Genomic DNA, 24947 nt, shown 5'->3' on the forward strand with positions numbered 1-24947 from the left:
TCCGGGGTCGGACAAGGTGGCGCATCGTAAGCTTGGCGCATGGTCGACGTGACGATCACCGTGGTGCACCGGCGCCGGCTGCGCGAGGTCTATCGCTCGGCCGGCTGGCCGTGCCTGGACGGCATCGAGATCGAGCTGCTGGCCGCGGGCCTGCTCGAGCGTCAGCGCGCCGCGCCGGGCCACGAGACGGTGCGCGTGACCGACGCCGGCCTCGCCCTGATCGCCGACACGCTGCAGCGCAACCGCGCGCGGCGCGACGCACACGAGGTGCTGGTCGAGCGCGTCGCCCGCGAGATGACGCGCGCCGGCCGCCTCGCGTGGCGCGGGCTGAGCCTGCGCGCGAAGGTGGGCGAGACGTGGGCGATGGCGATGCCCGATGTCTTCTCGATCCGCCACACCAGCGTCGAGGCCTACCTCGAGCCGATCGTCCACGAGGTCAAGGTCAACCGCGGCGACCTGCTGTCCGACCTGCGCAGCGCGACCAAGCGGGCCGCCTACCTGCAGCTGAGCAGCGAATGCTGGTACGTGATCCGCGCCGGCATCGCGACGCCGGACGAGATCCCGCCCGAGTGCGGCGTGCTGGTCGCGCACGACGGCGCGCTCGACGTGGCGCGGCCCGCGCCGAAGCGGCCGATGCGAATGCCGTTCGGGCTCTGGATGGCGCTGGCGCGCGCCACACCGCTGGAAGGGTGGCGGCTCGACGAGGCACAGGGCCGGCTCGGCGACACTTCGGGTTGCTCCACCGAAGAAAGTTGACCCGGATGCCGCCTGCGTTCGACGCGCCCATCGATTCCGACCTGCCGCCGCCCGCGCGGCACGATCCCGCCCGCCAGGCCCGCCACGCGCTGTGGGCCGCGATCGCGATGGTCGCCGTCTGGGGCAGCAACTTCAGCGTCCAGAAGGCCGTGTTCACGGCCTTGTCGCCCGGCGGCTTCCTGTTCGCGCGCTACCTGATGATGCCGGCGGCAGCGGCCGGGCTGCTGCTGTGGCGCAACGGCCTGGCCTGGCCGCGCGTGCCGCGCGCCGACCTGTTCGCGCTGCTGAAGCTCGGTCTCGCCGGGCACCTGCTGCACGTCGGCCTGGTGACCTACGGCATCCACTGGTCGACGGCGTTCTCGAGCTCGCTGATCCTGGCGTGCGGGCCGGTGTTCACGCTGCTGATCCTGCGCTGGCAGGGCGTCGAGCAGCTGACCCGCGGGCAGGTGGCAGGCGTCGCGGTGGCGTGCGCCGGCGTGCTGGTGTTCCTGTCCGACAAGCTGCTCGGGGGCCACTGGCAGGCCAGCGGCGGCGACATCACGCTGCTGGTCGCGGCGTCGTTCTTCTCGTACTACACGGTCAGCGCCAAGCCGTTGATCGAGCGCCACGGCGGTGTCACGGTGATGACCTATGCAACGCTGCTCGGCAGCGGCCCGGTCGTGCTGCTGAGCCTGCCGGCCGGGCTGGCGGTCGACTGGCGCGCGGTCAGCCCGGCGATCTGGGCCGGCCTGTGCTACGCGGTGCTGATCTCGGCCTTCCTCGGCTGGCTGGTGTGGGGCTGGGTCAATGCGGTGCGCGGCGTGGCCCGCAGCGCGCCGCTGATGTACCTGATGCCGCCGGTGGCCGGGCTGGTCGCGTGGGCGCTGACCGGCGAGCGCTACACGGGCACCAAGCTCGCGGGTGCGGCACTGACGCTGGCGGGCGTCGCGGTCGCGCAGTTCGCGTCGACGCGGCCCGGCGATCCGGTGCGCGAAGCCCCCGCCCTGGTCGACTGATTGACACACTTCGTACACTTCGCACTTCGACGAGGAGCCGTCATGTTCCAACCGCCCCGCCACGCCCTGTCCGCCATTGCCGTCGCCGCGCTCTGCGCGGTGACGCTCGGCGGCTGCTCGAAGCCCGCCGACAAGACGCCGAAGCCGAAGACCGCCGAGGTCACCGCGACGGCGCCCGCCACGGTGGCGGCCGCGCCCGCGCCGGCCGACCATGCCGCCGGCATCGCGTGGAAGAACGCGTCGAACGACGCCGACGTCGATGCCGCGTTCGCGCAGGCCAAGGCCGAGACCAAGCCGGTGTTCGTCTACTGGGGCGCCAAGTGGTGCCCGCCGTGCAACCAGGTCAAGGCGACGCTGTTCAATCGCCAGGATTTCATCGAGCGCTCACGCGCGTTCGTGCCGGTGTACGTCGACGGCGACAGCCCCGGCGCGCAGAAGCTGGGCGCGCGCTTCAAGGTCAGCGGCTACCCGACGATGGTGCTGTTCACGCCGCAGGGCGCCGAGCTGACGCGCCTGCCCGGCGAGGTCGAAGCCGAGCGTTACACGCAGGTGCTGACGCTCGGCATGAACGCGCAGAAGCCGGTGAAGGAGGTGCTGGCGCAGGCCAGGACCGGCGGCGCGGGCCTGACTGCGAACGACTGGCGCCTGCTCGCCTTCTACTCGTGGGACACCGACCAGCAGCAGCTCGTGCCGAAGGACGGCGTGCCCGCGCTGCTGAAGCAGCTCGCCGACGCCTGCCCGGCCGACCAGACCGAGATCGCGACCCGGCTGCGCCTGAAGGCGCTCGCCGCGGTCGACGACAAGGCCCCGGCGAAGCCGGACCCCGCCGCCCAGGCCACGCTGCTCAAGGTGCTCGCCGACGCGGCAGCCGCGCGCCCGTACATGGACGTGCTGACCAACTACGCCACCGACATCACCCGTGCGCTCAGCGCCAAGGGCACGCCGCAGCGTGCCGAGCTGCTGGCTGCATTCGACGGCGCGCTCAAGCGCTTCGAGGCCGACACCACGCTCTCGCGTGCCGACCGCATGGGCGCGCTGATCGCACAGGTCGACCTGGCCACCATCGATGCGCCCAGGGACGCGAAGGCCAAGCCGACGTTGCCGGCCGCGCTGCTCGCCGACATCCGTGAACAGACCGCACGCGCCGACCGCGAGATCACCGACGGCTACGAGCGCCAGGCCGTCATCACCGCGGCCGCCTACCTGCTCGAGAAGGCCGGGCTCGGCGCCGAGTCGGACACGCTGCTGAAGGCCAACCTCGCGAAGAGCCACTCGCCCTACTACCTGATGAGCGAGCTGGCCAGCAACGCGAAGGCGCGCGGCGACAAGGCCGAGGCGCTGAACTGGTACGAGCAGGCGTTCGACAAGAGCGAAGGGCCGGCGACGCGCCTGCAATGGGGCTCGAGCTACATCAACGCGCTGGTCGAGCTCGGCCCGACCGAAGAGGCGCGGATCGAGAAGGCCGCGAGCCAGCTGTTCGCCGAAGCCGCGAAGCAGCCGGACGCGTTCTACGAGCGCAGCGGCCGCTCGCTGCAGCGCGTCGGCAGCAAGCTGCAGGCGTGGAACAAGGGCGGCGCGCACAGCGCCGCGATGAAGCGGCTGCAGGCGCAGCTCGACGGTGTCTGCAACGCGCTCGACGCGAACGACCCGAAGCGCGCCAACTGCGCCGCGCTGCTGAAGCCCGCGGCGAAGACCACCGCGTGAAGCCGCCCGCACGCGACCCGGTGCCGGCGCCCTCCTCCTTCGACGCGACGCGCCGCGCGGTGCTGTCCGCCGCCGCCGCGACGCTGGGCGGCTCGATGTGGCCGCGCGCGTCCGCTGCCGACGATGCGACGGCCGGCGACGGCCCGCTGCTCGGCGTCTGGACCCACGGCTATGCGGCGTTCGGCAAGCCGAAGTACGCCCGCGGGTTCGCGAACTTCGACTACGTGAATCCGGCGGCGCCCAAGGGCGGCACGCTGTACCTGCGCAACCCCGACCGCCGCTCCAGCTTCGACAAGTTCAACGGCTTCACGCTGAAGGGCGCGGCGCCGGCCGGCATCACGATCTTCATGTTCGAGACGCTGGCCGTGCTCTCCGGCGACGAGCCGCAGACGATGTACGGCCTGCTTGCCGAGGAGATGCTGATCGCCCCGGACAAATCGTCGATGACGATCCGCCTGCACCCGAAGGCGCGCTTCTACAACGGCGACCCGGTGACCGCGGCGGACGTGAAGCACAGCTTCGATTCGATGGCCGGCAAGCTCGCGTCGCCGGCGCTGCAGAGCCAGCTCGCCGTGATCAGCGCCGCGGTCGTGCTCGACCCGCGCACCGTGCGCTTCGACCTGAAGGAACGCAGCACCGACACGCTGTTCGTCGTCGGCAGCCTGGCGATCTTCTCGGCCAAGTGGGGCGTCGGGCCGGACGGCAAGCGCAAGCCCTTCGACCAGATCATCACCGAGTATCCGATCACGACCGGGCCGTACACGATCGGCGTGGTCGACTCGAACCGCCGCATCGAGTTCGCGCGCAACCCCGACTACTGGGCCCGCGACCTGCCCGTGCGCCGCGGCTTCTTCAACTTCGACCGCATCGTCTACCGCTACTACAAGGACAACGACGTCGCCCGCGAGGCCTTCCGGGCCGGCGAGTTCGACATCCTGAAGGAGTACAGCGCGCGCAGCTGGGTCCGCCAGCACGCGGGGCCCAAATGGGACAGCGGGCAGATCATCAAGGACCCGTTCCCGACCGCGTTCGGGCAGATGCAGCAGGCCTTCGATCTGAATCTGCGCCGGCCGAAGTTCCAGGACCTGCGGGTGCGCCGCGCGATCGACCTGACCTACGACTTCAAGATGGTCGTGAACCGCTACGGCCAGTACACCCGCGGCGACAGCATGTTCGCGAACAGCGAGTTCGCCGCGACCGGCACGCCGTCGGCCGCGGAACTCGCGCTGCTCGAGCCGTTCCGCAAGGAGCTGCCGCCGGAAGTGTTCGGCCCGGCGTTCGTCGCCCCGCGCACCGATGGCGACCCGGCGAAGCTGCGCGCGAACCTGCTGCAGGCACGCGCGTTGTTCAAGGCCGCCGGCTGGGCCCTCGCGGCCGACGGGCGCCTGCGCAATGCCGCCGGCGAGGCGTTCACGATCGAGTACATGCGGCCCGGCGAGGCGAGCAACAACCTGCCCGAGTGGCAGACCAACCTCGAGAAACTCGGCGGCCGACTGACCTTCCGCGATGTCGACTTCGCGCTCTACCAGCGCCGGCTGGAGGAGTACGACTTCGACATGGTCGCGATCGTCGAGGGCAAGTTCACCCTGCCGCCGGTCACCGACCTCGTCAGCCTCTACGGCTCGAAGGCCGCCGACGAGAAAGGCAACAGCAACTACCGCGGCGTGAAGAGCGCCGCGGTCGACAAGCTGCTCGAGGTGATGGGTGCGGCGACCACGATGGACACGCTGGTCACCGCGAGCCGCGCGCTCGACCGGGTGGTGATGTGGAGTGCCTGGCAGGTGCCCGGCTACTACACGGCCAACGAGCGCGCCTCGTACTGGAACAAGTTCGCCAAACCGGCGGTGCGGCCGCAGTACTACACCGTCGAGAGCCCGAGCGATTTGCAACCCGCCTGGCCGATCACGACCTGGTGGATGAAGCCCGGCGCTGCCGCCTGAGCCCCGAACCGAGAGCGACGACTCGATGCTGAGCTACATCCTCAAACGCGTGCTGCTGATGATCCCGACACTGTTCGGCGCGCTGGCGATCACGTTCATCGTGATCCAGTTCGTGCCCGGCGGCCCGGTCGAGCAGTTGATGGCCGAGGCCCGCGCGGGGCAGCGCGGCGGCGGCGAGGGCGGCGGCTACCGCGCCTCGCGCGACAACGACGCCAAGCAGATCGCCGCACTGAAGAAGCAATACGGCTTCGACAAGCCCGCGCCCGAACGCTTCGTCGAGATGGTCGGCAACTTCCTGCGCTTCGACCTGGGCCGCAGCTTCCTGCAGAACAAGGACGTGTGGCAACTGCTCAAGGAGAAGCTGCCGGTGTCGATCAGCCTGGGCCTGTGGACCTTCCTGTTCACCTACCTGATCTCGATCCCGCTCGGCGTCATCAAGGCGGTGCGCGAGGGCTCGCGCTTCGATGCCGTCACGTCGATGATCGTGCTGATCGGCTACGCGATCCCCGGCTTCGTGCTCGGCCTGTTCCTGATCGTGCTGTTCGCGGGCGGCACGTTCTTCGAGTGGTTCCCGCTGCGCGGGCTCACGTCGGACAACTGGGCCACGCTGGGCTGGCCGGCACGGATTGCCGACTATTTCTGGCACATCACGCTGCCGCTGATCTGCATGGTGATCGGCAGCTTCGCGATCGTCACGATGCTGACCAAGAACACCTTCGTCGAGGAGATGCGCAAGCAGTACGTGCTGGTCGCGCGCGCCAAGGGCCTGTCGCAGAAGCGCGTGCTCTACAAGCACATCTTCCGCAACGCGCTGATCCCGCTGATCACCGGCTTCCCGGCCGCGTTCGTCGGCGCGTTCTTCGCCGGCTCGGTGCTGATCGAGACGTTGTTCTCGCTCGACGGCCTGGGGCTGCTGTCGTACGAATCGGTTGTGCGGCGCGACTACCCGGTCGTGCTGGGATCGCTCTACCTCTTCACGCTGATCGGGCTGGTCGTCAAGCTGATCGCCGACCTGCTGTACGTGCTGGTCGACCCGCGTGTGCAGTTCAGCAGCGTGGGCAAGTGACATGAGCGCGATTCCGACACCCCTGCCGGCAGCCCCGACCGCGCCAGCCCTCGCACCGGTGGCTCACGCGAAGCCGATGTCACCGAATCAACGCGCCTGGGCGCGCTTCAAGCGCAACCGGCTCGGCTACTGGTCGCTCTGGATCTTCGGCGTGCTGTTGTTCCTCGCGACCTTCGCCGAACTGGTCAGCAACGACCGGCCGCTGCTCGCGCGCTACAACGGCGAGTTGGTCACGCCGCTGTTCCACAACCCGCCCGAGACCCGCTTCGGCGGCGACTTCGGCACACCCACCGACTGGAAGGACCCGTTCGTGCGCGAGCAGTTCGCCAAGCCGGGCAACTGGGCGGTGTTCACGCTCAACGAGCACTCCGACCAGTCGCAGGACTACTTCCTGAAGGCGCCCGCGCCCTCGGCGCCGAGCGCGCAGAACCTGCTCGGCACCGACGGCGACTCGCACGACATGGTCGCGAAGCTGATCTACGGCTTTCGCGTCAGCATCTGGTTCGCGTTCGCGCTGACGCTGGTCGGCACCGTGCTCGGCATCCTGGCCGGCGCGGTGCAGGGCTACTTCGGCGGGCGCACCGACCTGTTCCTGCAGCGGATCTTCGAGATCTGGGGCGCGGTGCCGGAGCTCTATCTGCTGATCATCTTCGCGTCGATCTTCGAGCCGTCGATGCTGTTGCTGCTGGTGCTGCTGTCGCTGTGGGGCTGGCTCGGCCTGTCCGACTACGTGCGCGCCGAGTTCCTGCGCAACCGCGGGCTCGAGTTCGTCAAGGCGGCGCGCGCGCTGGGCCTGTCGAACGCGCAGATCATCTGGCGCCACGTGCTGCCGAACTCGCTGACGCCGGTCATCACCTTCCTGCCGTTCCGGATGAGCGCGGCGATCATCGCGCTGACCTCGCTCGACTTCCTCGGCCTGGGCGTGCCGCAGGGCACGCCGTCGCTGGGTGAACTGCTGCGCCAGGGCAAGGCCAACCTCGACGCATGGTGGATCATCTTCCCGACCTTCGCGGTGCTGGTGCTGACGATGCTGCTGCTGACCTTCATCGGCGACGCGCTGCGCGACGCCTTCGACACGCGCAAATCATGAGCACCACACGCCTGCTGTCGGTCGAGCACCTGACGGTGCGCTTCGGTGCGAGCACCGTCGTCGACGACGTGTCGTTCGCGATCGCGCCGGGCGAGAAATTCGCACTCGTCGGCGAATCGGGTTCGGGCAAGTCGATCACCGCGCTGTCGGTGCTGCGGCTGGTCGATGCGGCGACGACGAGCGGCGCGATCCGCTTCGACGGCGCCGACCTGCTGAAGAAGTCCGAGCGCGAGATGCGCGGCATCCGCGGCGCCGACATCGCGATGATCTTCCAGGAGCCGATGACGGCGCTGAACCCGCTCTACACCGTGGGCAACCAGATCGGCGAGGTGCTGGAGCTGCACGAGGGCCTGCGCAAGAACCAGGCGCGCGAGCGCGCGATCGAGCTGCTGCGCCGCACCGGCATTCCCGAACCGGAGCGCCGCATCGACGCGTTCCCGCACCAGCTCTCCGGCGGCCAGCGGCAGCGGGCGATGATCGCGATGGCGCTGGCCTGCAAGCCGCGCCTGCTGATCTGCGACGAGCCGACCACCGCGCTCGACGTGACGATCCAGGCCCAGATCCTCGCGCTGCTCGACGAGCTGCAGGCCGAGATGGGCATGGCGCTGCTGTTCATCACCCACGACCTGAACCTGGTGCGGCGCTTCACCCACCGCGTCGGCGTGATGGAGCGCGGCAAGCTGGTCGAGATCGGCGAGACCGCCGCGGTGTTCGCCAAGCCGCAGCACCCCTACACGCGCAAGCTGATGGCGAGCCGGCCGCAGCGCGTCGTCGAGCCGCTGGCCGCGAACGCGCCGATCCTGCTGGCGGGGCGCGCCGTGGGCGTGAACTTCACGATCGCGCAAGGCTGGTTCGGCAAGCGCGTGTTCGAGGCGGTGCGCCGCGCCACGCTGCAGCTGAAGCGGGGCGAGACGCTCGGCATCGTCGGCGAATCGGGCTCGGGCAAGACGACGCTGGGCATGGCGCTTCTCGCACTGCAGCCGATCGCGAGCGGCGAGGTCGAGATGGGCGGCCAGCGCATCGACAACGCCGACCGCGGCGTGCTGCGCGCGATGCGCAAGCGCATGCAGGTCGTGTTCCAGGATCCGTTCGCGTCGCTGAGCCCGCGCCTGACGGTCGGCCAGATCGTCGGCGAGGGACTGGCGCTGCACCGGCCGGAGCTGACCCCCTCGGCGCGCAACAAGCTGGTGCTGGAGATGCTCGCCGAAGTCGGCCTGAGCGAGGCGAACGGCGTGTTCAACGTGCTGCAGCGCTACCCGCACGAGTTCTCGGGCGGCCAGCGCCAGCGGATCGCGATTGCGCGCGCGGTGGTGCTGAGGCCCGAGGTGCTGGTGCTGGACGAGCCGACCTCGGCGCTCGATGTCTCGGTGCAGCAGCAGGTGCTCGCCTTGCTGGCCGAGCTGCAGCGCCACTACGGACTGAGCTACGTGTTCATCAGCCACGACCTGGCAGTGGTGCGCGCGATGTCGCACCGCGTGATGGTGATGCAGAACGGCGACGTGATCGAGGAGGGCGAGGCGCTCGCGCTGTTCGACGCGCCGCGCCAGGACTACACCCGCCGCCTGCTCGCAGCCGCGCACCTGGCCGCGGCCTGAATTTCGTCGGGCGCGGCTTCTGGCATGCTCCGCCACCTGCTTCCATTGGCCCGTTCCGAATGACCGATTCCGCCCCCGCCCCTGCCCCTGCCCCCGAGACAGCGTCGAAGCCCGAGCTGCCCGACCGCCTGTCGGTCGACCCGCGCAGCCGCCATCACGTGGCCGCCGTGTTCGAGCACCCGATCGGCATCCGCCTGAACGGCAAGGAGCGCTTCGATGTCGAGGAGTACTGCATCAGCGAAGGCTGGGTGCGCGTGCCCGCCGGCAAGACGCTGGACCGCAAGGGCCAGCCGTTGATGATCCAGCTGAAGGGGCGCGTCGAAGCGTTCTACCGCTGAGCGCGGGCTGGCCTCAGGCCAGCGCCTCGCGCACGGCGTCGAGCCGGTCCTGGCCGAAGAACATCTCGGTGCCGACGAACATCGTCGGCGCGCCGAACACCCCGCGCGCGACGGCCTCCTCGGTGGTCGCGCGCAGGGCGGCCTTGACCTCGGCGTCGTTCGCCCAGCCCATCACTTCCGCGGGGTCGAAGCCGGCGGCCGCGAGCGCCTTGGCGGCCGTGGCCGGGTCGTTCAGGTTCTGCGGCTCGACCCACATCGCGTGGAAGACGCCGCGCAGGTACGCATCGAAGCGCGCCGGCGCGCGCAGCTGCACGCCGGTGGCGCCACGCATCAGCACCAGCGTGTTGATCGGGAAGAACAGGTTCGAGGCGAGCGGCACGCCGTAGCGGCGCGCGTAGCGAGCCATGTCGGCGTCCATGTAGCGGGCCTTGGCCGGCACGTTGGCGGGCGAGGCGTTGCCGGTCGCCTGGAACACTCCGCCGAGCAGCATCGGCCGGTAGACGAGTTCGGCCCCGGCCTGCGCGCACAACCCGGGCAGCTGCGTCCACGCCAGGTAGGTCGTCGGGCTGCCGACATCGAAGAAGAACTCGACTTGCTTGCTCATGGCATCATCCTGATTCAATCAACGATCGTTCAATGAATGGATTGAATGTGAGGCTCCGGTCGGTGTCAACCGGGCGAGTCTCTAGCGTTTCCGGAAAGGTCGACCGCCGTGCGCTACGCCGCTACCCACAAGCAGGAAACCCGCGCGAAGCTGCTCGCCAGCAGCCGCGCGATCGCCAAGAAGGGCGGCTTCGCCTCGACCGGCGTCGACGCGCTGATGGCCGCGATCGGCCTGACCGGCGGCGCGTTCTACAGCCACTTCAAGTCCAAGGACGAGCTGTTCGCGGCGATCGTCGCGCAGGAGATGGACAACAGCACCGCGATGCTGGCCGGCGACGACGACTCGGCGCCCGACCACGTCGAGAAGGCGCTGCGCGGCTATCTGAGCACCCGCCACGCACTGCATCCCGAAGCCGGCTGCGCGCTGACCACGCTCGGGCCCGAGATCGCGCGCGCCGACCCGGCCGTGCGCGCCGGTGTGGAACGCGCGCTGAAGAAACTGCAGCGCAGCTGGAGCGCACGGCTGGACGGCGACAGCGACAAGGCCTGGGCGCTGCTGGCGCAGTGCATCGGCGCCATCGTGATGGCGCGGGTGGTCGAGAGCGAGCGCACGCGGCAGGAGATCCTCGCCGCGAGCCGGCGCTCGGTCGAGAAGGCGACGCGGGCGGGTTGACAGCCGTGGGCGCGTCGCCTACCGTCAATGCCTGAACGATCGTTTTTCAAAACAGGAGGCAGGGCATGACCACGGACACGGACCGCCCCGGCGTCGCGCTGGTGATCGGGGCCGGCGACGCCACCGGCGGCACGATCGCGAAGCGCTTCGCCGCCGGCGGCTACACCGCCTGCGTGACGCGCCGCGAGGCCGACAAGCTCGAGCCGCTGCTGCAGGCGATCCGCGTGGCCGGTGGGCGGGCCCACGGCTTCGGCTCCGACGCGCGCAAGGAAGATGAAGTGGTCGCGCTGGTCGAGCGGATCGAGCGCGAGATCGGCCCGATCGAGGTGCTGGTGTTCAACATCGGTGCCAACGTGCCGTGCAGCGTGCTCGACGAGACCGCGCGCAAGTACTTCAAGATCTGGGAGATGGCCTGCTTCGGCGGCTTTCTCAACGGGCGCGAGGTCGCGAAGCGCATGGTCGCGCGCGGCCGCGGCACGATCATCTTCACCGGTGCGACCGCGGCGCTGCGCGGGGCCGCGAACTTCGCGGCGTTCGCCGGCGCGAAGCACGCGCTGCGCGCGCTGGCGCAGAGCATGGCGCGCGAGCTCGGGCCGCAGGGCGTGCATGTGGCACACGTGGTGGTCGACGGCGCGATCGACACCGAGTTCATCCGCAGCAGCTTCCCCGAGCGCTACGCGCTGAAGGAGCAGGACGGCATCCTGAACCCCGAGCACATCGCCGAGAACTACTGGCACCTGCACCTGCAGCCGCGCGATGCGTGGACCTTTGAACTCGACCTGCGCCCCTACATGGAGCGTTGGTGAGTCAGCGCTTCACGGACGAGAAGCGAACCTCGTAGCGCGAGCGGCGTTCGTTGTCGACGAATTGCAGCGTCGGGCCGAGCCATTCGTACGGGGCGGTGAACTCGTCGATCTGCACCACGTGGTGCATAACGATCACGTCGACCTGGCTGCTGTGGAGCTTCAGGTTGTAGACGATGTCGTCGACGCGCATGCGCAGCGAGCCGTCCGCGCGCAGATCGACTTGCGCCGGGCCGCAACTCGGCGGCTTCGGCAAGGTGGCCACGCAGAGCTCGGCGGCATGGCGGCCGACTTCGGGTCGCGCCGGCGCTGCGGCCACCGCGAGGCTGCCGACCGCCGAAGCGAGCAGCGCGGCAACGATCGGCCGCGCCGCTGCCCTCACTTCACCAGGCCTTCGGCCTTCATGGCCGCCTGCACCGCCGGGCGTGCCGCCATGCGGGCCTGGAACGCACCGAGGTTCTTCAGCTTCGAGATGTCGATGCCGGTGTGCGCGGTCCAGTTGGTGACCGTGAACAGGTAGGCATCGGCGACCGAGAACGCGTCCCCCATCAGGTACTGCTTGCCTTCCAGCTGCTGGTCGACCCATTCGAGCTTGGAAAGCGCCTTGGCGCGGATCACGGCCTTGCCCTCTTCCGGCATTGCCGGATTGAACAGGCCGCCGATGCCCTTGTGCAGCTCGCTGGTGACGAAGTTCAGCCACTCCTGCAGGCGGTAGCGGGCCATCGTGCCGTTGGCCGGCGCGAGGTTCTTGGCCGGCACCTGGTCGGCGATGTACTGGGTGATGGCCGGGCCTTCGGTCAGGCGATCGCCGCCGTCGAGCTCGAGCATCGGCACCTGGCCCTTGGGCGCGACCGGGTAGTAGTCGCTGCCGTCGGCGGCGAGGGTGTGGGTCTTCAGGTCGGCCTTGACCAGCGTGAACGGCAGGCCCGCTTCGTTGAGGACGATGTGCGGGGCGAGCGAGCAGGCGCCGGGGCTGTAATAGAGCTTCATGGTCGGTCGGTCGGAAGTCGGGGGACCCGCATTACACCGCGTTCCGGACAACCGCGCTGACGGGCCGTTCAAGCGCTTTGAAGGGTGTGTGCAGTCGCCGCCGTTTGCGTGGCGCGGACGCGGCACTACATTGATCCCATGAACACCACCACCTCCTCCTCCCTCCCGGCCGCCTCTTCCACGCTTCGGCGCTCGCGCCAGGTCGAGCGGCTCGTGCGCGGCCAACCCACGTCCGACGGCGACGGCGTCAAGCTGACCCGCGTGCTGACCCAGCCGCTGCAGAAGCGGCTCGATCCGTTCCTGATGCTCGACGCCTTCGGCAGCGACGCCGCGAGCGACTACATCGGCGGCTTCCCGAGCCACCCGCACCGCGGTTTCGAGACCGTGACGATCATGCTGGAGGGCCGCATGCGGCACCAGGACAGCGTCGGCAACGTCGGCCTGCTGGAGCCGGGCAGCGTGCAGTGGATGACGGCCGGGCGCGGCATCATCCACTCGGAGATGCCGGAGCAGGACGAAGGCCGCATGGCCGGCTTCCAGCTGTGGGTGAACCTCGCGGCAAAGGACAAGTTGCAGCCGCCCGCTTACCGCGACGTGCCGCCGGCCGACGTGCCGGTGGTGGCGCAGGGCGGCGGCGTGAAGGTGCGCGTGATCGCGGGCACGGCGCTCGGCGTGACCGGCGCAGTGACGCGGCCGACGACCGAGCCGCTGGTGCTCGACATCGTGCTGCCGGCCGGCCGCTCGTTCGAGGCTGCGCTGCCTCCGGGGCACAACGCGTTCGCGTACGTGTACGGCGGCGGCGTGGTGACGATCGGCGATGGCCAGGCTGCCAACAGCGCGGCGCGCGTCGAGAGCGAGCGCATGGCGATCCTCGGGAACGACGCGCAGGCCGATGGCGTGCGGTTCACCGCCGAGTCGGACGCCCGCGTGCTGCTGGTCGCCGGCGCGCCGCTGAACGAGCCGATCGCGCAGTACGGCCCGTTCGTGATGAACTCGACTGCCGAGATTCATCAGGCCGTGGCCGACTTCCAGCGCGGCGCGCTCGCGGTGTAGGCTAGGCTCTCGGCTTTCCAGACCACGGAAAGCCGAGACACCATGCCCCGCCAGACGCTCGACGACTCCCGCCTCCACCCTGCGATCCGCGACAAGGTCGAGAACCTGCACGCGGACATCGTGCACAACGTCAACGCGGCGGCGCTGTCGAACCCGGTGCTCGTCGTCGGCATGGCCGGCAACCCGCACTGCCGGCGCGCCCGGCGGCTGCTCGAGGAAGCGGCGATCCCGTTCCACTACCTCGGCTACGGCAGCTACCTGGCCGAATGGCGGCCGCGCGGGGCGCTCAAGGCCTGGACCGGCTGGCCGACCTTCCCGATGGTGTTCGTGAAAGGCAACCTCATCGGCGGCGCCGCGGACCTGGAGCGGCTGATCAAGAGCGGCGAGATCAAGCGCCTGCTCGGCGAATGACGCTGGCGGCCGTGCGGCGCAGCGCGCTCGCGCTGGCCGGCCTGCTGGCGGCCGGCGCGGCGCAGGCGCAGGTGTCATCGCTGGTCGATTGCCGCGTCGCCGGGCTGCGCAACAGCGTCAAATGCGGCGTGGTGCCACGCGCACTCGATCCGGCGCGGCCGGACGGTCCGAAGATCGACATCAAGTACGTCGTCGTGCCCGCGATGGCGCGGCGCAAGCTGCCGGATCCGGTGTTCCTGATCGCCGGTGGCCCGGGCCAGAGCGCGATCGACGTGGCGCCGCAGGTCATGCCGCTGTTCACTCGGCTCAACAACCGCCGCGACATCGTCTTCGTCGACCAGCGCGGGACCGGCCAGAGCGCGCCCTTGGCCTGCCCCGATGCCAAGCGCGAGAGTCTGGCCGAGCAGGCCGACGAAGGTGCGCAGCTGCGCCAGCTGCAGGAGTGCAAGGCCGCGCTGCTGAACAAGCCGTACATCCGGGCACCCGAGGACCTGGGCTTCTTCACGACGACGCTGGCGATGGGCGACCTGGACGCGGTGCGGGCGCAACTCGGCGCGCCGCAGGTCGACCTGGTCGGCGTCTCGTACGGCACGCGCGCGGCGCTCGAGTACATGCGACTGTTCCCGGGCGCGGTGCGCCGCGCGGTGCTCGATTCGGTCGCGCCACCGGACATGGTGTTGCCGACCAGCTTCTCCACCGACGGGCAGGCCGCCCTCGACGCGCTGCTGACTGGGTGCGAACGCGAGCCCGGCTGCGCCACCTCGTACCCGACGCTGCATATCGACTGGGCGGCACTGCTCGCCAGCCTGCCCAAGCCCGTGAGCGCACCGCACCCGCTGAGCGGCGCGATGGAGCACTTCACGCTGACGCGCGAGATGGTGCTCGGCGCGGTGCGCGGTGCGCTCTACAACCCCGCGATGGCCGCCGCGCTCCCGGCCGCTGTCACCGCGGCGAAGGCCGGGCACTACGAGGGCCTCGTCGGCATGGGTTCGCTGCTCGGCTCGCGCCGCGGGCTGCAGCTGGCGATCGGCATGCACTTCTCGGTCGTCTGCGCGGAGGACATGCCGCTGGTGGCCAAGGCCACCGACGCGCCGGGCGCCGACTTCGGCAACGCGCAGGCCCGGGTCTACCAGCGCGCGTGCGCCGACTGGCCGCGCGGCGCGGTGCCGGACGCGTTCTACCGGATCCCGCCGTCGCGCACGCCGGTGCTGCTGCTCAGCGGCGGGCTCGATCCGGCCACGCCGCCGCGCCACGGCGCGCGCGTCGCGGCGGCGCTGGGGCCGGCGGCGCAGCACGTGATCGTGCCGAACGCGGGCCACAGCGTGCTCGGCGTCGGCTGCGCGCGCGACGTGCTGTTCCGCTTCGTCGACGCGGCCGAGGACGCGGCGGCAACCGCGGTCGACGCCGGCTGCCTGAAGGCGATCCCGCGGCCCGGCGTGTTCCACCCGATCGATCTCGACGCGGGCCGCGCGAAGCCATGATCCACATCGAACACCTGGCCAAGTCGTTCTCGGCACCGGCGGGCGGCGCGCGGCGGCTGGCGCTGAAGCGCACGCCGCCCCGCATCGTGCACGCTGCGCGCGACGTCAACCTGCACGCCCCGGACGGCCACATCACCGGCCTGCTCGGCCCGAACGGCGCCGGCAAGACGACGACGCTGCGGATGCTCGCTGGGCTGATCCCGGCGGATGCCGGCCGGATGCAGGTGGATGACATCGATGTGAGCGCTCGCCCGCGCGCCGCGCTCGCGCGCATGGGCGTACTCTCGGACGCCCGCGGCCTGTACCCGCGGCTCACGGCGCGCGAGAACATCGCCTATTACGGCCGCCTCCAAGGCATGCCGGCCGACGCGGCCGACGCGCGCGCCGAGTCGCTGGCCAGCATGTTCGACATGCGCGCGCTGCTCGATCGCCGCACCGACGGCTTCAGCCAGGGGGAGCGCATGAAGACGGCGCTGGCGCGCGCGCTGGTGCACGACCCGGCCAACATCATCCTCGACGAGCCGACCAACGGCCTTGATGTGCTCGCCACCCGCGCGCTGCGCGAGAGCCTGCGCTGGCTGCGCACGCCCGCGGGCGGCGCGAAGTGCATCGTGTTCTCCACGCACATCATGCAGGAGGTGGAACGGCTGTGCGACAGCGTCGTCGTCGTCGCGCACGGGCGCACGGTGGCGAGCGGCACGGTCGACGAGCTCCTCGCGCAGACGGGCGAGACCGACTTCGAGGAGGCGTTCGTCAAGCTCGCGTTCGCCGAGGAGCAGGCGCAACAGGGAGCCGCGGCATGAACCGCCTCGCGACCGGCCTGACAATCTACCGCAAGGAGATCGTTGACGCGCTGCGCGACCGCCGCACGCTGCTGACCGTGCTCGCGTCGTCGGTGCTGATGGGCCCGCTGGTGCTGCTGGCGATCTCGGCGCTGGTGGCGTCGCTGGAAGCGAATGCGGAACAGCGCGAGGTCGCGATCGCCGGCCTCGAACGCGCTCCGACGCTGGTCAACTTCATCGCCCGCCAGACCTACACCGTGAAACCCGCGCCGGCCGACTACGAGCAGCGGCTGCGCAAGGCCACGCTGGCGGACGCGGTCGTCGTGGTGCCGGACGACTTCGAGGCGGCGCTGGTGCGAGGCGAGGCGCCGATCGTCGAGATCGTCTCCGACAGCGCCAACCAGCGCTCGCAGGCCAGCGCGGCGCGCGCGGTGCGGCTGGTCGAAGGCTTCAGCCGCGAACGCGCGCTGCTGACGCTGGCGCTGCGCGGCGTCTCGCCCGACGCGCTCGAGCCGCTGCGCGTGGCCGAGCGCGACCTGGCCAGCACGCAGACGCGCGCGACGCAGATCACCGGCATGCTGCCGTTCTTCGTGCTGATGGCGGTGCTCACCGGCGCGCTCAATGCGGCGCTCGACACCACCGCCGGCGAGCGCGAGCGCGGCTCGCTGGAACCGCTGCTGATGAACCCGGCCGAGCGCTGGGTGCTGGTGCTCGGCAAGTGGGGCGCGGTCGCGAGCGTCGGCATGCTGATCGCGGTGCTGGCGTGTTCCAGCTTCCTGCCCGGCCAGTGGTTGCTGCGCAGCGACACGCTGGCGGCGATGTTCCAGTACGGGGTGCCGGAGCTGCTTCGGTTCCTGGTCGTGCTGCTGCCGTTCGCCGCCGCGGCATCGGCGCTGCTGATGGCGGTGGCGATCCGCTGCAAGACCTTCAAGGAGGCGCAGGCGAGCACCACCGTCGTGATGCTCGCGGCCTCGCTGCTGCCGTTGATCAACGTGTTCAGCCTCGGCGAGGAATCGCCCTGGTACCTCTGGGTGCCGGCGCTGGCGCAGAACGTGTTGATGACCCACGTGCTGAAAGGCGAAGCCCTCGGCATCGACCGGCTCGCGCCGCCGCTGCTGGTGTGCGCGGCCATCGCCGTGGCCTCGGTCTGGTTCGTCGCGCGCACCCTGCGCAGCGCAGCGGTGCGGTGATGGACCGCCCCGCCCTGCCGCCGCCGGCCTGGCGCTGGTGCCGCTTCGACGAACTGAGCGTGGTCGAGCTCGATGCGATCTACCGCGCACGCCAGCAGGTCTTCACGATCGAACAGCAGTGCATCTATCTGGATGCGGACGGCCACGATGCGCATTCGCACCACCTCGCGGCGTGGGCGGGCGACGACCGGACGCTGCCGCTCGCCTACGCGCGGCTCGTGCACCCCGGGCGCAAGTACGCGGAGCCCTCGATCGGCCGCGTGATCACGACCGAGGCGGCGCGCGGCACCGGCCTGGGCCGCGAGCTCGTAGCGCGGGCGACGGCGCTGTGCGTGCGGACTTTCCCGGCCCGCGGCATCCGCATCTCGGCGCAGTCGCGGCTCGAGCGCTTCTACGCCGGGTTCGGTTTCGTCGCGGTCGGCGAGCCGTACCTCGAGGACGGCATCCCGCACACCGAGATGCTGCGGCACCCCTGGCCGTGACGTGCCGGCGGGCACTCCCTACAATCCGGGGTGCTCAAAAAATAGGCAAGACGAGATGCTGTTCCCGAAGGAATTCGACGTGATCGTGGTCGGCGGCGGCCACGCCGGCACCGAGGCGGCGCTCGCGTCGGCGCGCATGGGGGCCGCCACGCTGCTGCTGACCCACAACATCGAGACGCTCGGCCAGATGAGCTGCAACCCGTCGATCGGCGGCATCGGCAAGGGGCACCTGGTGAAAGAGGTCGATGCGCTGGGTGGGGCGATGGCTGCCGCGACCGACGAAGCCGGCATCCAGTTCCGCATCCTGAACGGCTCGAAGGGTCCTGCCGTGCGCGCGACCCGCGCGCAGGCCGATCGCATCCTGTACAAGGCCGCGATCCGCCAGCGCATCGAGAACCAGCCGGACTTGTGGTTGTTTCAAGGCGCCTGCGATGACCTGATCCTCGACGGCGACCGGATTGCCGGTGCGATTACGCAAGTGGGCATTCGCTTCAAGTCTCGCGCGGTCGTGCTGACTGCCGGCACGTTCCTCGACGGAAAGGTGCACGTCGGCTTGCAGAGCCACAGCGCGGGTCGGGCCGGCGATCCGCCGGCGGTGGCGCTGTCGGCCCGCCTGAAAGAGCTGAAACTGCCGCAAGGCCGCCTGAAGACAGGCACGCCGCCGCGCCTGGACGGCCGCACCATCGACTTCAGCGCGCTGACCGAACAGCCGGGTGATCTGGACCCGGTGCCGGTGTTCAGCTTCATGGGCGACGCGGCGCAGCACCCGCGCCAGCTGCCCTGCTGGATCACCCACACCAACGAACGCACCCACGCGATCATCCGCGCCGGCTTCGACCGCAGCCCGATGTTCACCGGCCTGATCGACGGCGTCGGCCCGCGCTACTGCCCGAGCATCGAGGACAAGGTGAACCGGTTCGCGGACAAGGATTCGCACCAGATCTTCCTCGAGCCCGAAGGCCTGACGACGCACGAGTTCTACCCGAACGGCATTTCCACCTCGCTGCCGTTCGACGTGCAGCTCGCCGCGGTGCACAGCATGGCCGGGCTGGAGAACGCGCACATCCTGCGGCCCGGCTACGCGATCGAATACGACTACTTCGACCCCCGCGAGCTGAAGGCGTCGTTCGAGACGCGCTCGATCGGCGGGCTCTACTTCGCCGGCCAGATCAACGGCACGACGGGCTACGAAGAAGCCGCGGCCCAAGGTCTGTTCGCGGGCATCAATGCGGCGCTGCAAGTGCGTGGGGACGCACCGTGGCTGCCCCGGCGTGACCAGGCCTACCTCGGCGTTCTGGTCGACGACCTGATCACCAAGGGCGTGACCGAGCCGTACCGCATGTTCACCAGCCGCGCCGAGTTCCGGTTGCAGCTGCGTGAGGACAACGCGGACATGCGACTGACCGAGGCCGGTCGATCGATGGGGCTGGTCGACGACGCGCGTTGGGCCGCGTTCAACCGGAAGCGGGATGCGGTCGCACGGGAGACGGAGCGAATGAAGTCGACCTGGGTACAACCTTCGACCCTGTCGGCTGAGAACGCCACCCGCCTGCTGGGCGCACCGATCGAGCACGAGTACAGCCTCGCCGATCTGCTGAAGCGGCCGGATGTCGAGTTCGACCGCCTGGCTGAGATTGCACACATCGCGCGCCCGGACATCGCTGTTTCACGTGAAACACTGCGGGCCGAGTTCGGCGTGTCGCTGGCGGATTCGGTGATCGAGCAGGCCCAGATCTCGATCAAGTACGCCGGCTACATCGACAAGCAGATCCGCGATGTCGAGCGCGCCGCGTCGTTCGAATCGCTGCGGCTGCCGGATGATCTCGACTATGCGCAGGTTGCGGCGCTGTCGTTCGAGGCCCGCCAAAAGTTGGCCAAGCACCGCCCCGAGACATTGGGCCAAGCCTCGCGCCTGTCCGGCATCACGCCGGCTGCGGTCTCGTTGCTGTTGGTGCACTTGAAGAAAGGCAAGTTCAAGGGCTTCGCGACGCTGCCGCTGCCCGCCGACGCCGAGTCGATAACGTCGGCGCGTTGAGCGATGCCTGCCCCGACTGAGGCGCTGCGCCCCGCCTTGCGCACCATCACTGCTGAACTTGCGCTGGACCTCACCGAGCAGCAGGCCGATACCCTTCTCGGCTATCTGGCGCTGCTCCAGCGGTGGAACGCCCACTACAACCTGACCTCCGTGCGGGACCCGGCGCAGATGCTGACCCACCATCTCGCCGACTGCCTCGCGATCATGGCACCGCTGCGCCGCCAGGCCGGCACTGCCCCGCTGCGCATGCTGGACGTCGGCAGCGGCGGCGGCTTGCCCGGAGTGGTCATTGCGGCCTTGAACCCGGAGGTCGACGTGACCTGTGTCGACACCGTCGGCAAGAAGGCGGCGTTCGTCCAGCAGGTCGCAGGAGAGCTGCGGCTGAAGAACCTCCATGCGGCGCATTCGCGTGTCGAGAACCTGGTGGCCGCACCGTTCGACCTGATCACCGCTCGGGCATTCGCGTCGTTGGCCGACTTCGTCGCGTTGACCCGGGCGCGGCTCGCAGTTGGCGGAATCTGGCTCGCGATGAAGGGGAAGACGCCGACCGCGGAGATCGAGTCCCTTCCCGCCGACATCGACGTGTTTCACGTGGAACAACTTGCGGTGCCGGGCCTGGGTGCCGAACGCTGCATCGTCTGGATGCGCCCCAAGGGCTGAAACAGCGCCGGTCGCGGGTGCCGCTCTCCCTATAATTCCCTCTCTACGCCGGGCACTCGCCCCTCCTCCCACCCCTTTCTCGAGCGCCAATGGCCAGGATTTTCTGCATCGCGAATCAGAAAGGCGGCGTCGGCAAGACCACGACGACGGTCAACCTTGCGGCCGGTTTGTCGCAAATCGGCAAGCGCGTGCTGGTGGTCGACCTGGACCCCCAGGGCAACGCGACGATGGGTTCAGGTGTCGACAAGCGCGCGCTCGACCTGACCGTCTATGACGTTCTGTTGGAAAACGCGTCGATTGCGGAAGCTCGTCAGGTCCAGACCAAAGCTGGCTACGACGTGCTGGGCGCCAACCGCGAACTGGCGGGGGCCGAAGTGGAGTTGGTCGAACTCGAACGCCGCAACGGCCGGCTCAAGGGGGCGCTGCAGGCGGTGCGGGACGACTACGATTTCGTGCTGATCGACTGCCCGCCTTCGCTGAGCCTGTTGACGCTGAACGGCCTGTGCAGCGCCCACGGCGTCGTCGTGCCGATGCAGTGCGAGTATTTCGCGCTCGAAGGCTTGAGCGACCTCGTCAACACGATCAAGCAGGTGCATGCCAACCTCAACCCCGAGCTGGAGATCATCGGCCTGCTGCGCGTGATGTTCGACCCCCGCATCACGTTGCAGCAGCAAGTCAGCGAACAGCTCAAGGCGCACTTCGGCGAGAAAGTGTTCAACACCGTGATTCCGCGCAATGTGCGGTTGGCCGAGGCGCCGAGTTACGGGCTGCCGGGCGTCGTGTTCGACCCGGCGTCCAAGGGCGCGATCGCGTTCGTCGAGTTCGCGAAGGAAATGTCGCAGCGCCTGGGCGCACCGGTGCGCGTCGCCGCGTGACCCCCGGTCCCACCTCGGCGCTTGCCTCCGGTCTGGCTTTTTCCCTGCTGTCGCGAATCGAAGACGCTGGTCTGAACGCCAGCGCGCCCCCGCAGCAGCGCTGGGTCGATGGGTGGCTGGTGCGCTTCTCGCCCGGCAAGGCCAAGCGGGCTCGATGCGTCAACGCAGTGGCCGACGGGCGGCTGCCGATCGCCGAGCGGCTCGCCGCCTGCGAAGCGGTGTTCGCCGAGGTCGGATTGCCGCTGATCGTCCGGATCACCCCGTTCACGCGGCCTGCCGAGCTGGACGCGCAGCTCGAAAGTCGAGGCTTGCGCAGCTTCGATGACACCCGAGTGATGGTGCTCGGCGAGCTGGGCCGCCTCGCGGCGCGGCCGATTGCACACGGCATCACGATCACGGCGATCGGCGCCCACGCCTTCGCGCGCCGGGTCGGCGGCTTCCGCGGCTCGCCGCTCGCTCAGCAGCAAGCGCAAGCGGAACGTCTGATCAACTCGCCGGTCCCTTTCAGCGCGTACGAGCTGCGGGAGGACGGTGAGACGGTCGCCTGCGGACAATTTGCCCGCGAGGGCGAACTGGTCGGCCTGTACGACGTGTTCACCGCGCCCGCCGCGCGTGGCCGAGGCCTCGCCGGCGTGCTGTGCCGCCACCTGCTGGTCGAAGCGCAAGCGCAGGGGGCGCGCCACGCCTACCTGCAGGTCGAAGGCGACAATCACGCCGCCCGGGCCGTGTACCACCGCCTCGGCTTCACCGATGGCTACGCGTACCACTACCGCACGCGCGATCCCTCCGCCGCCTGAGCGGCGCCCCGGGCGTCAGAGCCCCTTCGACTCGTCCACGCCGAGGTGCACGTTCATCGACTGGACCGCCGCGCCGCTCGCCCCCTTGCCCAGGTTGTCCAGCCGGGCCATCAAGATCAGTTGGTGGTCGTTGGCGAACACGAAGATATCGACGCGATTGGTGTCGTTGCACGCCTGGACGTCGAAGAAGCCGTCTTCCAGCGTCGGCGCATCCCGCAATGGCATCACGCGGACGAAACGCTCGCCCGCGTAGCGCTTTTCGAACGCGGCCTGTACCGACTCGGGCGTGGCGCCTGCCGACAACTGCGAGAGATGTAAGGGCACGCTTACCGACAATCCCTTGTAGAACTTGCCGACGATTGGCATGAAGATCGGCTTCGTGGTCAGCCCCGTGTGCGCCGTCATCTCCGGCACGTGCTTGTGGCCGAGGCCCAGCGCGTAGGGGCGCGGCGCATCGAGCCGCGCGTCGCCACCGGCTTCGTACTGCTCGATCATCTTCTTGCCGCCACCCGAGTAACCGGTGATCGAACTGGCCGAGATCGGCAGCCCGGGCGGCACCAGGCCGGCGTCGACCAGCGGGCGCAGCAGCAGGATGAATGCCGACGCATGGCAGCCAGGGTTCGAGATGCGCTTCGAGTCGCGGATGAGTTGGCGCTGCGACGGCGCCAGCTCCGGCAGCCCGAAGGCCCAGCCCGGCGCAGTGCGGTGCGCGGTACTGGCATCGATCAGGCAGGTGTTCGGGTTGGTGACCAACGCCGCCGCCTCCTTGGCCGCCGCATCGGGCAGGCACAGGAACGCCACGTCGGCCGCGTTCAGCAAGCGCGCGCGCTCCGCGGCATCCTTGCGCTTGTCGGCATCGATGCGCAGGACCTCGATGTCGTCGCGCTGCGCGAGATACTCGTGGATGCGCAGGCCGGTCGTGCCCTCCTGGCCATCTACAAAAGCGCGGTAAGCCATGGCACCTTCTCCTTCAAAACAGCAGCTCGCAAGGATAAACCAGCGCCCATGACCGACGATGCCACCACGCCCCGCATCCTGCTGCTCCCCGGCTGGCTCGACTCCGACGCCGCGCACTGGCAGACGCTTTGGGAGGCGCGGCATGGCGACCGCCGCGTGCAACAGGACGACTGGCAGTGGCCGCGGCGCGGCGACTGGATGGCGCGGCTCGACGAAGAGCTGCTGGCGTCCGACACGCCCGCCGTGCTGGTCGCGCACAGCCTGGGCTGCCTGCTCGTCGCCGCGTGGGCGGCCCACTCGCAGCACACGGCGCGGGTGCGCGGCGCGCTGCTGGTCGCGCCGCCGGATGCCGAGCGGGACGACATGCCGCCGCACCTGTTCAGCTGGCGCCCGATCGTCCGCACGCGCCTGCCGTTCGCGAGCCTGGTCGCCATCAGCAGCGACGATCCGTATTGCGACGCATTGCGCGCACAGCAATTCGCGAGCGACTGGGGCGCGCAGTCGTTCGACGCCGGCCCGCGCGGTCACCTGAACGGCGAGTCGGGCCTGGGCGACTGGCCGCAGGGTCGCGCCCTGCTGCGGACCCTGCTCGACTGATCACCGACAATCCGCGCATGGTCACCAAGAAACCCAAAGGCCTCGGCCTCGGCCTCGAAGCGCTGCTCGGCCCGCGTGTCAAAGAGGCCGGCGACGCGCCCGCCACAGTCAGCGACGGCGTGCCGCACACCCTGAAGCTCGCGCAGCTGCAACCCGGCAAGTACCAACCACGCACACGCATGGACGAAGGCTCGTTGTACGAGCTGGCCGAGAGCATCAAGGCGCAGGGCGTGATGCAGCCGATCCTGGTGCGTCCGGTCGGCGGCGACCGCTTCGAGATCATCGCCGGCGAACGCCGCACGCGCGCCGCGCGCCTGGCCGGGCTCGACGAGGTGCCGGTGCTGGTGAAGGACGTGCCGGACGAATCCGCCGCGGCGATGGCGCTGATCGAGAACATCCAGCGCGAAGACCTCAACCCGCTCGAGGAAGCGCAGGGCCTGAAGCGCTTGACCGACGAGTTCGGCCTCACGCACGAACTCGCGGCGAAGGCGGTCGGTCGCTCGCGCAGCGCGGCGAGCAACCTGCTGCGCTTGTTGAACCTGACCGAGCCGGTGCAGCAGATGCTGATGGCCGGCGACATCGACATGGGCCACGCCCGCGCACTGCTTCCGCTCGACGGCGCACAGCAGATCCTCAGCGCCAACGCGATCGTCTCGAAGAAGCTCTCGGTGCGCGAAGCCGAGAAGCTGGTCGCCCGCGCGAGCGCGAGCAGCAGCGCCGGCCGTCAGACGCCGTTGCTGCGCGCGCGCCACGACAAGCCGCGCGACCTGCAACGCATCGAACAGGAATTGTCGGATGCGTTGACGGCACAGGTCGACATCCGCGTGAAGAAGCGGACCAAACGCGGCGAACAGGGCGAGGTCGCGATCGCCTTCGGCTCGCTCGACGAACTCACCGGGTTGCTGCACAAGCTCGGCCTGCCGCCACGCTGAGAAGCGTCGCACGGAACTTCATGCATCCAGCGGCGCTCTGTGACGTAACAGGGTCAACCGGCAGCGCATCGGCACGTTGTTTGCTAAACACCCGTACCGACATTTGTTGTTGTGCGAGCCCATCGAAAAGGGTGGTCTTGAA

The 24947-nt window shown here is 69.6% G+C and carries 26 protein-coding genes; 22 read left to right on the plus strand and 4 right to left on the minus strand.

The genetic code is table 11. The features are described from left to right. Positions 1–39 precede the first annotated feature (39 nt). The 8 genes from ASC76_RS20785 to ASC76_RS20820 are packed head-to-tail and all read left to right on the plus strand — an operon-like array spanning position 40 to position 9484. The gene (locus ASC76_RS20785) at positions 40–756 is read left to right on the plus strand and encodes a hypothetical protein (RefSeq protein ID WP_056471287.1); all 717 of its coding nucleotides are present in this window, start codon (positions 40–42) and stop codon (positions 754–756) included. Between the two features lie 5 nt (positions 757–761). Next, positions 762–1751 carry a DMT family transporter gene (locus ASC76_RS20790; protein WP_082549359.1) on the plus strand — a complete coding sequence of 330 codons (990 nt, stop codon included), beginning with the start codon at positions 762–764 and terminating at the stop codon, positions 1749–1751. A 42-nt stretch (positions 1752–1793) separates the two neighbouring features. Beyond that, a complete protein-coding gene (locus ASC76_RS20795) occupies positions 1794–3455 on the plus strand; it encodes a thioredoxin fold domain-containing protein (RefSeq protein ID WP_082549360.1) in 1662 nt (553 codons plus the stop codon). Further along, the gene (locus ASC76_RS20800) at positions 3452–5395 is read left to right on the plus strand and encodes an extracellular solute-binding protein (RefSeq protein WP_056471289.1); all 1944 of its coding nucleotides are present in this window, start codon (positions 3452–3454) and stop codon (positions 5393–5395) included. The genes ASC76_RS20795 and ASC76_RS20800 overlap by 4 nt, the downstream gene beginning before the upstream one ends. Positions 5396–5420: 25 nt before the next feature. Beyond that, on the plus strand, positions 5421–6461 hold the full coding sequence (locus ASC76_RS20805; RefSeq protein WP_056471291.1) for a microcin C ABC transporter permease YejB: 1041 nt from the start codon (positions 5421–5423) through the stop codon (positions 6459–6461). Position 6462: 1 nt separating this feature from the next. Further along, positions 6463–7551: an ABC transporter permease gene (locus tag ASC76_RS20810; RefSeq protein WP_082549361.1), complete on the plus strand. Its 1089-nt coding sequence runs from the start codon at positions 6463–6465 to the stop codon at positions 7549–7551. Continuing rightward, positions 7548–9146, plus strand: a complete 1599-nt coding sequence (locus ASC76_RS20815) for an ABC transporter ATP-binding protein (RefSeq protein WP_056471297.1) — start codon at positions 7548–7550, stop codon at positions 9144–9146. The genes ASC76_RS20810 and ASC76_RS20815 overlap by 4 nt, the downstream gene beginning before the upstream one ends. A gap of 59 nt (positions 9147–9205) precedes the next feature. Beyond that, entirely contained in the window at positions 9206–9484 is a 279-nt protein-coding gene (locus ASC76_RS20820) for a DUF3297 family protein (protein ID WP_056471300.1), read from the plus strand. A 13-nt stretch (positions 9485–9497) separates the two neighbouring features. On the opposite strand, the gene ASC76_RS20825 is transcribed toward ASC76_RS20820, so the two are convergent. After that, positions 9498–10088 (minus strand): 2-hydroxychromene-2-carboxylate isomerase, encoded by a 591-nt coding sequence (locus tag ASC76_RS20825; protein WP_056471304.1) that lies wholly within the window; start codon positions 10086–10088, stop codon positions 9498–9500. A gap of 108 nt (positions 10089–10196) precedes the next feature. Between ASC76_RS20825 and ASC76_RS20830 the strand changes: the two genes are divergently transcribed. Beyond that, entirely contained in the window at positions 10197–10760 is a 564-nt protein-coding gene (locus tag ASC76_RS20830) for a TetR/AcrR family transcriptional regulator (protein WP_056471307.1), read from the plus strand. A gap of 65 nt (positions 10761–10825) precedes the next feature. Continuing rightward, a complete protein-coding gene (locus tag ASC76_RS20835; RefSeq protein ID WP_056471310.1) occupies positions 10826–11566 on the plus strand; it encodes an SDR family oxidoreductase in 741 nt (246 codons plus the stop codon). Between the two features lies 1 nt (position 11567). Here the strand turns inward: ASC76_RS20835 and ASC76_RS20840 are convergent, their stop codons facing one another. Next, complete coding sequence (locus ASC76_RS20840; RefSeq protein ID WP_056471312.1) at positions 11568–11945, minus strand: hypothetical protein; 378 nt, start codon at positions 11943–11945, stop codon at positions 11568–11570. After that, entirely contained in the window at positions 11942–12553 is a 612-nt protein-coding gene (gene gstA, locus ASC76_RS20845; RefSeq protein ID WP_056471315.1) for a glutathione transferase GstA, read from the minus strand. Before gstA ends, ASC76_RS20840 begins: the two co-directional genes overlap by 4 nt. A gap of 138 nt (positions 12554–12691) precedes the next feature. Here gstA and ASC76_RS20850 point away from each other — a divergent pair, with 138 nt between their 5' ends. From ASC76_RS20850 to ASC76_RS20895, 10 genes are all read left to right on the plus strand, one after another. Beyond that, on the plus strand, positions 12692–13606 hold the full coding sequence (locus tag ASC76_RS20850; RefSeq protein WP_056471319.1) for a pirin family protein: 915 nt from the start codon (positions 12692–12694) through the stop codon (positions 13604–13606). A 42-nt stretch (positions 13607–13648) separates the two neighbouring features. Then, the gene (locus ASC76_RS20855) at positions 13649–14017 is read left to right on the plus strand and encodes a glutaredoxin (protein ID WP_056471321.1); all 369 of its coding nucleotides are present in this window, start codon (positions 13649–13651) and stop codon (positions 14015–14017) included. Next, positions 14014–15498 carry an alpha/beta hydrolase gene (locus tag ASC76_RS20860; protein WP_056471323.1) on the plus strand — a complete coding sequence of 495 codons (1485 nt, stop codon included), beginning with the start codon at positions 14014–14016 and terminating at the stop codon, positions 15496–15498. The genes ASC76_RS20855 and ASC76_RS20860 overlap by 4 nt, the downstream gene beginning before the upstream one ends. Then, the gene (locus ASC76_RS20865; RefSeq protein ID WP_082549362.1) at positions 15495–16301 is read left to right on the plus strand and encodes an ATP-binding cassette domain-containing protein; all 807 of its coding nucleotides are present in this window, start codon (positions 15495–15497) and stop codon (positions 16299–16301) included. The genes ASC76_RS20860 and ASC76_RS20865 overlap by 4 nt, the downstream gene beginning before the upstream one ends. Beyond that, positions 16298–17470, plus strand: a complete 1173-nt coding sequence (locus tag ASC76_RS20870; RefSeq protein WP_056471326.1) for an ABC transporter permease — start codon at positions 16298–16300, stop codon at positions 17468–17470. The genes ASC76_RS20865 and ASC76_RS20870 overlap by 4 nt, the downstream gene beginning before the upstream one ends. Beyond that, positions 17470–17952, plus strand: a complete 483-nt coding sequence (locus ASC76_RS20875; protein ID WP_056471329.1) for a GNAT family N-acetyltransferase — start codon at positions 17470–17472, stop codon at positions 17950–17952. Before ASC76_RS20870 ends, ASC76_RS20875 begins: the two co-directional genes overlap by 1 nt. A 55-nt stretch (positions 17953–18007) precedes the next feature. Beyond that, positions 18008–19987, plus strand: coding sequence for a tRNA uridine-5-carboxymethylaminomethyl(34) synthesis enzyme MnmG (gene mnmG, locus ASC76_RS20880; protein ID WP_056471332.1), 1980 nt, complete (start codon positions 18008–18010; stop codon positions 19985–19987). Between the two features lie 3 nt (positions 19988–19990). After that, positions 19991–20647 (plus strand): 16S rRNA (guanine(527)-N(7))-methyltransferase RsmG, encoded by a 657-nt coding sequence (rsmG, locus tag ASC76_RS20885; RefSeq protein WP_056471335.1) that lies wholly within the window; start codon positions 19991–19993, stop codon positions 20645–20647. A gap of 89 nt (positions 20648–20736) precedes the next feature. Then, positions 20737–21522, plus strand: coding sequence for a ParA family protein (locus ASC76_RS20890; RefSeq protein ID WP_056471339.1), 786 nt, complete (start codon positions 20737–20739; stop codon positions 21520–21522). Then, positions 21519–22319 (plus strand): GNAT family N-acetyltransferase, encoded by an 801-nt coding sequence (locus ASC76_RS20895; protein WP_157615941.1) that lies wholly within the window; start codon positions 21519–21521, stop codon positions 22317–22319. Before ASC76_RS20890 ends, ASC76_RS20895 begins: the two co-directional genes overlap by 4 nt. 15 nt (positions 22320–22334) lie before the next feature. Here ASC76_RS20895 and argC read toward each other — a convergent pair whose 3' ends face one another. Beyond that, a complete protein-coding gene (argC, locus tag ASC76_RS20900; protein WP_056471344.1) occupies positions 22335–23276 on the minus strand; it encodes an N-acetyl-gamma-glutamyl-phosphate reductase in 942 nt (313 codons plus the stop codon). Positions 23277–23324: 48 nt separating this feature from the next. On the opposite strand from argC, the gene ASC76_RS20905 reads away from it, so the two are divergent. Continuing rightward, positions 23325–23873 (plus strand): alpha/beta hydrolase, encoded by a 549-nt coding sequence (locus tag ASC76_RS20905; RefSeq protein ID WP_056471349.1) that lies wholly within the window; start codon positions 23325–23327, stop codon positions 23871–23873. Positions 23874–23890: 17 nt separating this feature from the next. Continuing rightward, positions 23891–24805, plus strand: a complete 915-nt coding sequence (locus tag ASC76_RS20910) for a ParB/RepB/Spo0J family partition protein (protein WP_056471352.1) — start codon at positions 23891–23893, stop codon at positions 24803–24805. Positions 24806–24947 lie beyond the last annotated feature (142 nt).

It is taken from the genome of Rhizobacter sp. Root404, from assembly GCF_001425865.1.
In the GTDB taxonomy this organism is placed as follows: domain Bacteria; phylum Pseudomonadota; class Gammaproteobacteria; order Burkholderiales; family Burkholderiaceae_C; genus LMDS01.

Excerpts from the sequence above, each read along its gene's own strand:
- ASC76_RS20815 (WP_056471297.1), top strand. The coding sequence starts at position 7,548 with ATGAGCACCACACGCCTGCTGTCGGTCGAGCACCTGACGGTGCGCTTC.
- ASC76_RS20795 (WP_082549360.1), top strand. The coding sequence starts at position 1,794 with ATGTTCCAACCGCCCCGCCACGCCCTGTCCGCCATTGCCGTCGCCGCG.
- ASC76_RS20870 (WP_056471326.1), top strand. The coding sequence starts at position 16,298 with ATGAACCGCCTCGCGACCGGCCTGACAATCTACCGCAAGGAGATCGTT.
- ASC76_RS20865 (WP_082549362.1), top strand. The coding sequence starts at position 15,495 with ATGATCCACATCGAACACCTGGCCAAGTCGTTCTCGGCACCGGCGGGC.
- ASC76_RS20825 (WP_056471304.1), bottom strand. The coding sequence starts at position 10,088 with ATGAGCAAGCAAGTCGAGTTCTTCTTCGATGTCGGCAGCCCGACGACC.
- gstA (WP_056471315.1), bottom strand. The coding sequence starts at position 12,553 with ATGAAGCTCTATTACAGCCCCGGCGCCTGCTCGCTCGCCCCGCACATC.
- ASC76_RS20820 (WP_056471300.1), top strand. The coding sequence starts at position 9,206 with ATGACCGATTCCGCCCCCGCCCCTGCCCCTGCCCCCGAGACAGCGTCG.
- ASC76_RS20805 (WP_056471291.1), top strand. The coding sequence starts at position 5,421 with ATGCTGAGCTACATCCTCAAACGCGTGCTGCTGATGATCCCGACACTG.
- ASC76_RS20790 (WP_082549359.1), top strand. The coding sequence starts at position 762 with ATGCCGCCTGCGTTCGACGCGCCCATCGATTCCGACCTGCCGCCGCCC.
- ASC76_RS20905 (WP_056471349.1), top strand. The coding sequence starts at position 23,325 with ATGACCGACGATGCCACCACGCCCCGCATCCTGCTGCTCCCCGGCTGG.
- ASC76_RS20810 (WP_082549361.1), top strand. The coding sequence starts at position 6,463 with ATGAGCGCGATTCCGACACCCCTGCCGGCAGCCCCGACCGCGCCAGCC.
- mnmG (WP_056471332.1), top strand. The coding sequence starts at position 18,008 with ATGCTGTTCCCGAAGGAATTCGACGTGATCGTGGTCGGCGGCGGCCAC.
- argC (WP_056471344.1), bottom strand. The coding sequence starts at position 23,276 with ATGGCTTACCGCGCTTTTGTAGATGGCCAGGAGGGCACGACCGGCCTG.
- ASC76_RS20835 (WP_056471310.1), top strand. The coding sequence starts at position 10,826 with ATGACCACGGACACGGACCGCCCCGGCGTCGCGCTGGTGATCGGGGCC.
- ASC76_RS20855 (WP_056471321.1), top strand. The coding sequence starts at position 13,649 with ATGCCCCGCCAGACGCTCGACGACTCCCGCCTCCACCCTGCGATCCGC.
- ASC76_RS20850 (WP_056471319.1), top strand. The coding sequence starts at position 12,692 with ATGAACACCACCACCTCCTCCTCCCTCCCGGCCGCCTCTTCCACGCTT.
- rsmG (WP_056471335.1), top strand. The coding sequence starts at position 19,991 with ATGCCTGCCCCGACTGAGGCGCTGCGCCCCGCCTTGCGCACCATCACT.
- ASC76_RS20875 (WP_056471329.1), top strand. The coding sequence starts at position 17,470 with ATGGACCGCCCCGCCCTGCCGCCGCCGGCCTGGCGCTGGTGCCGCTTC.
- ASC76_RS20890 (WP_056471339.1), top strand. The coding sequence starts at position 20,737 with ATGGCCAGGATTTTCTGCATCGCGAATCAGAAAGGCGGCGTCGGCAAG.
- ASC76_RS20910 (WP_056471352.1), top strand. The coding sequence starts at position 23,891 with ATGGTCACCAAGAAACCCAAAGGCCTCGGCCTCGGCCTCGAAGCGCTG.
- ASC76_RS20860 (WP_056471323.1), top strand. The coding sequence starts at position 14,014 with ATGACGCTGGCGGCCGTGCGGCGCAGCGCGCTCGCGCTGGCCGGCCTG.
- ASC76_RS20785 (WP_056471287.1), top strand. The coding sequence starts at position 40 with ATGGTCGACGTGACGATCACCGTGGTGCACCGGCGCCGGCTGCGCGAG.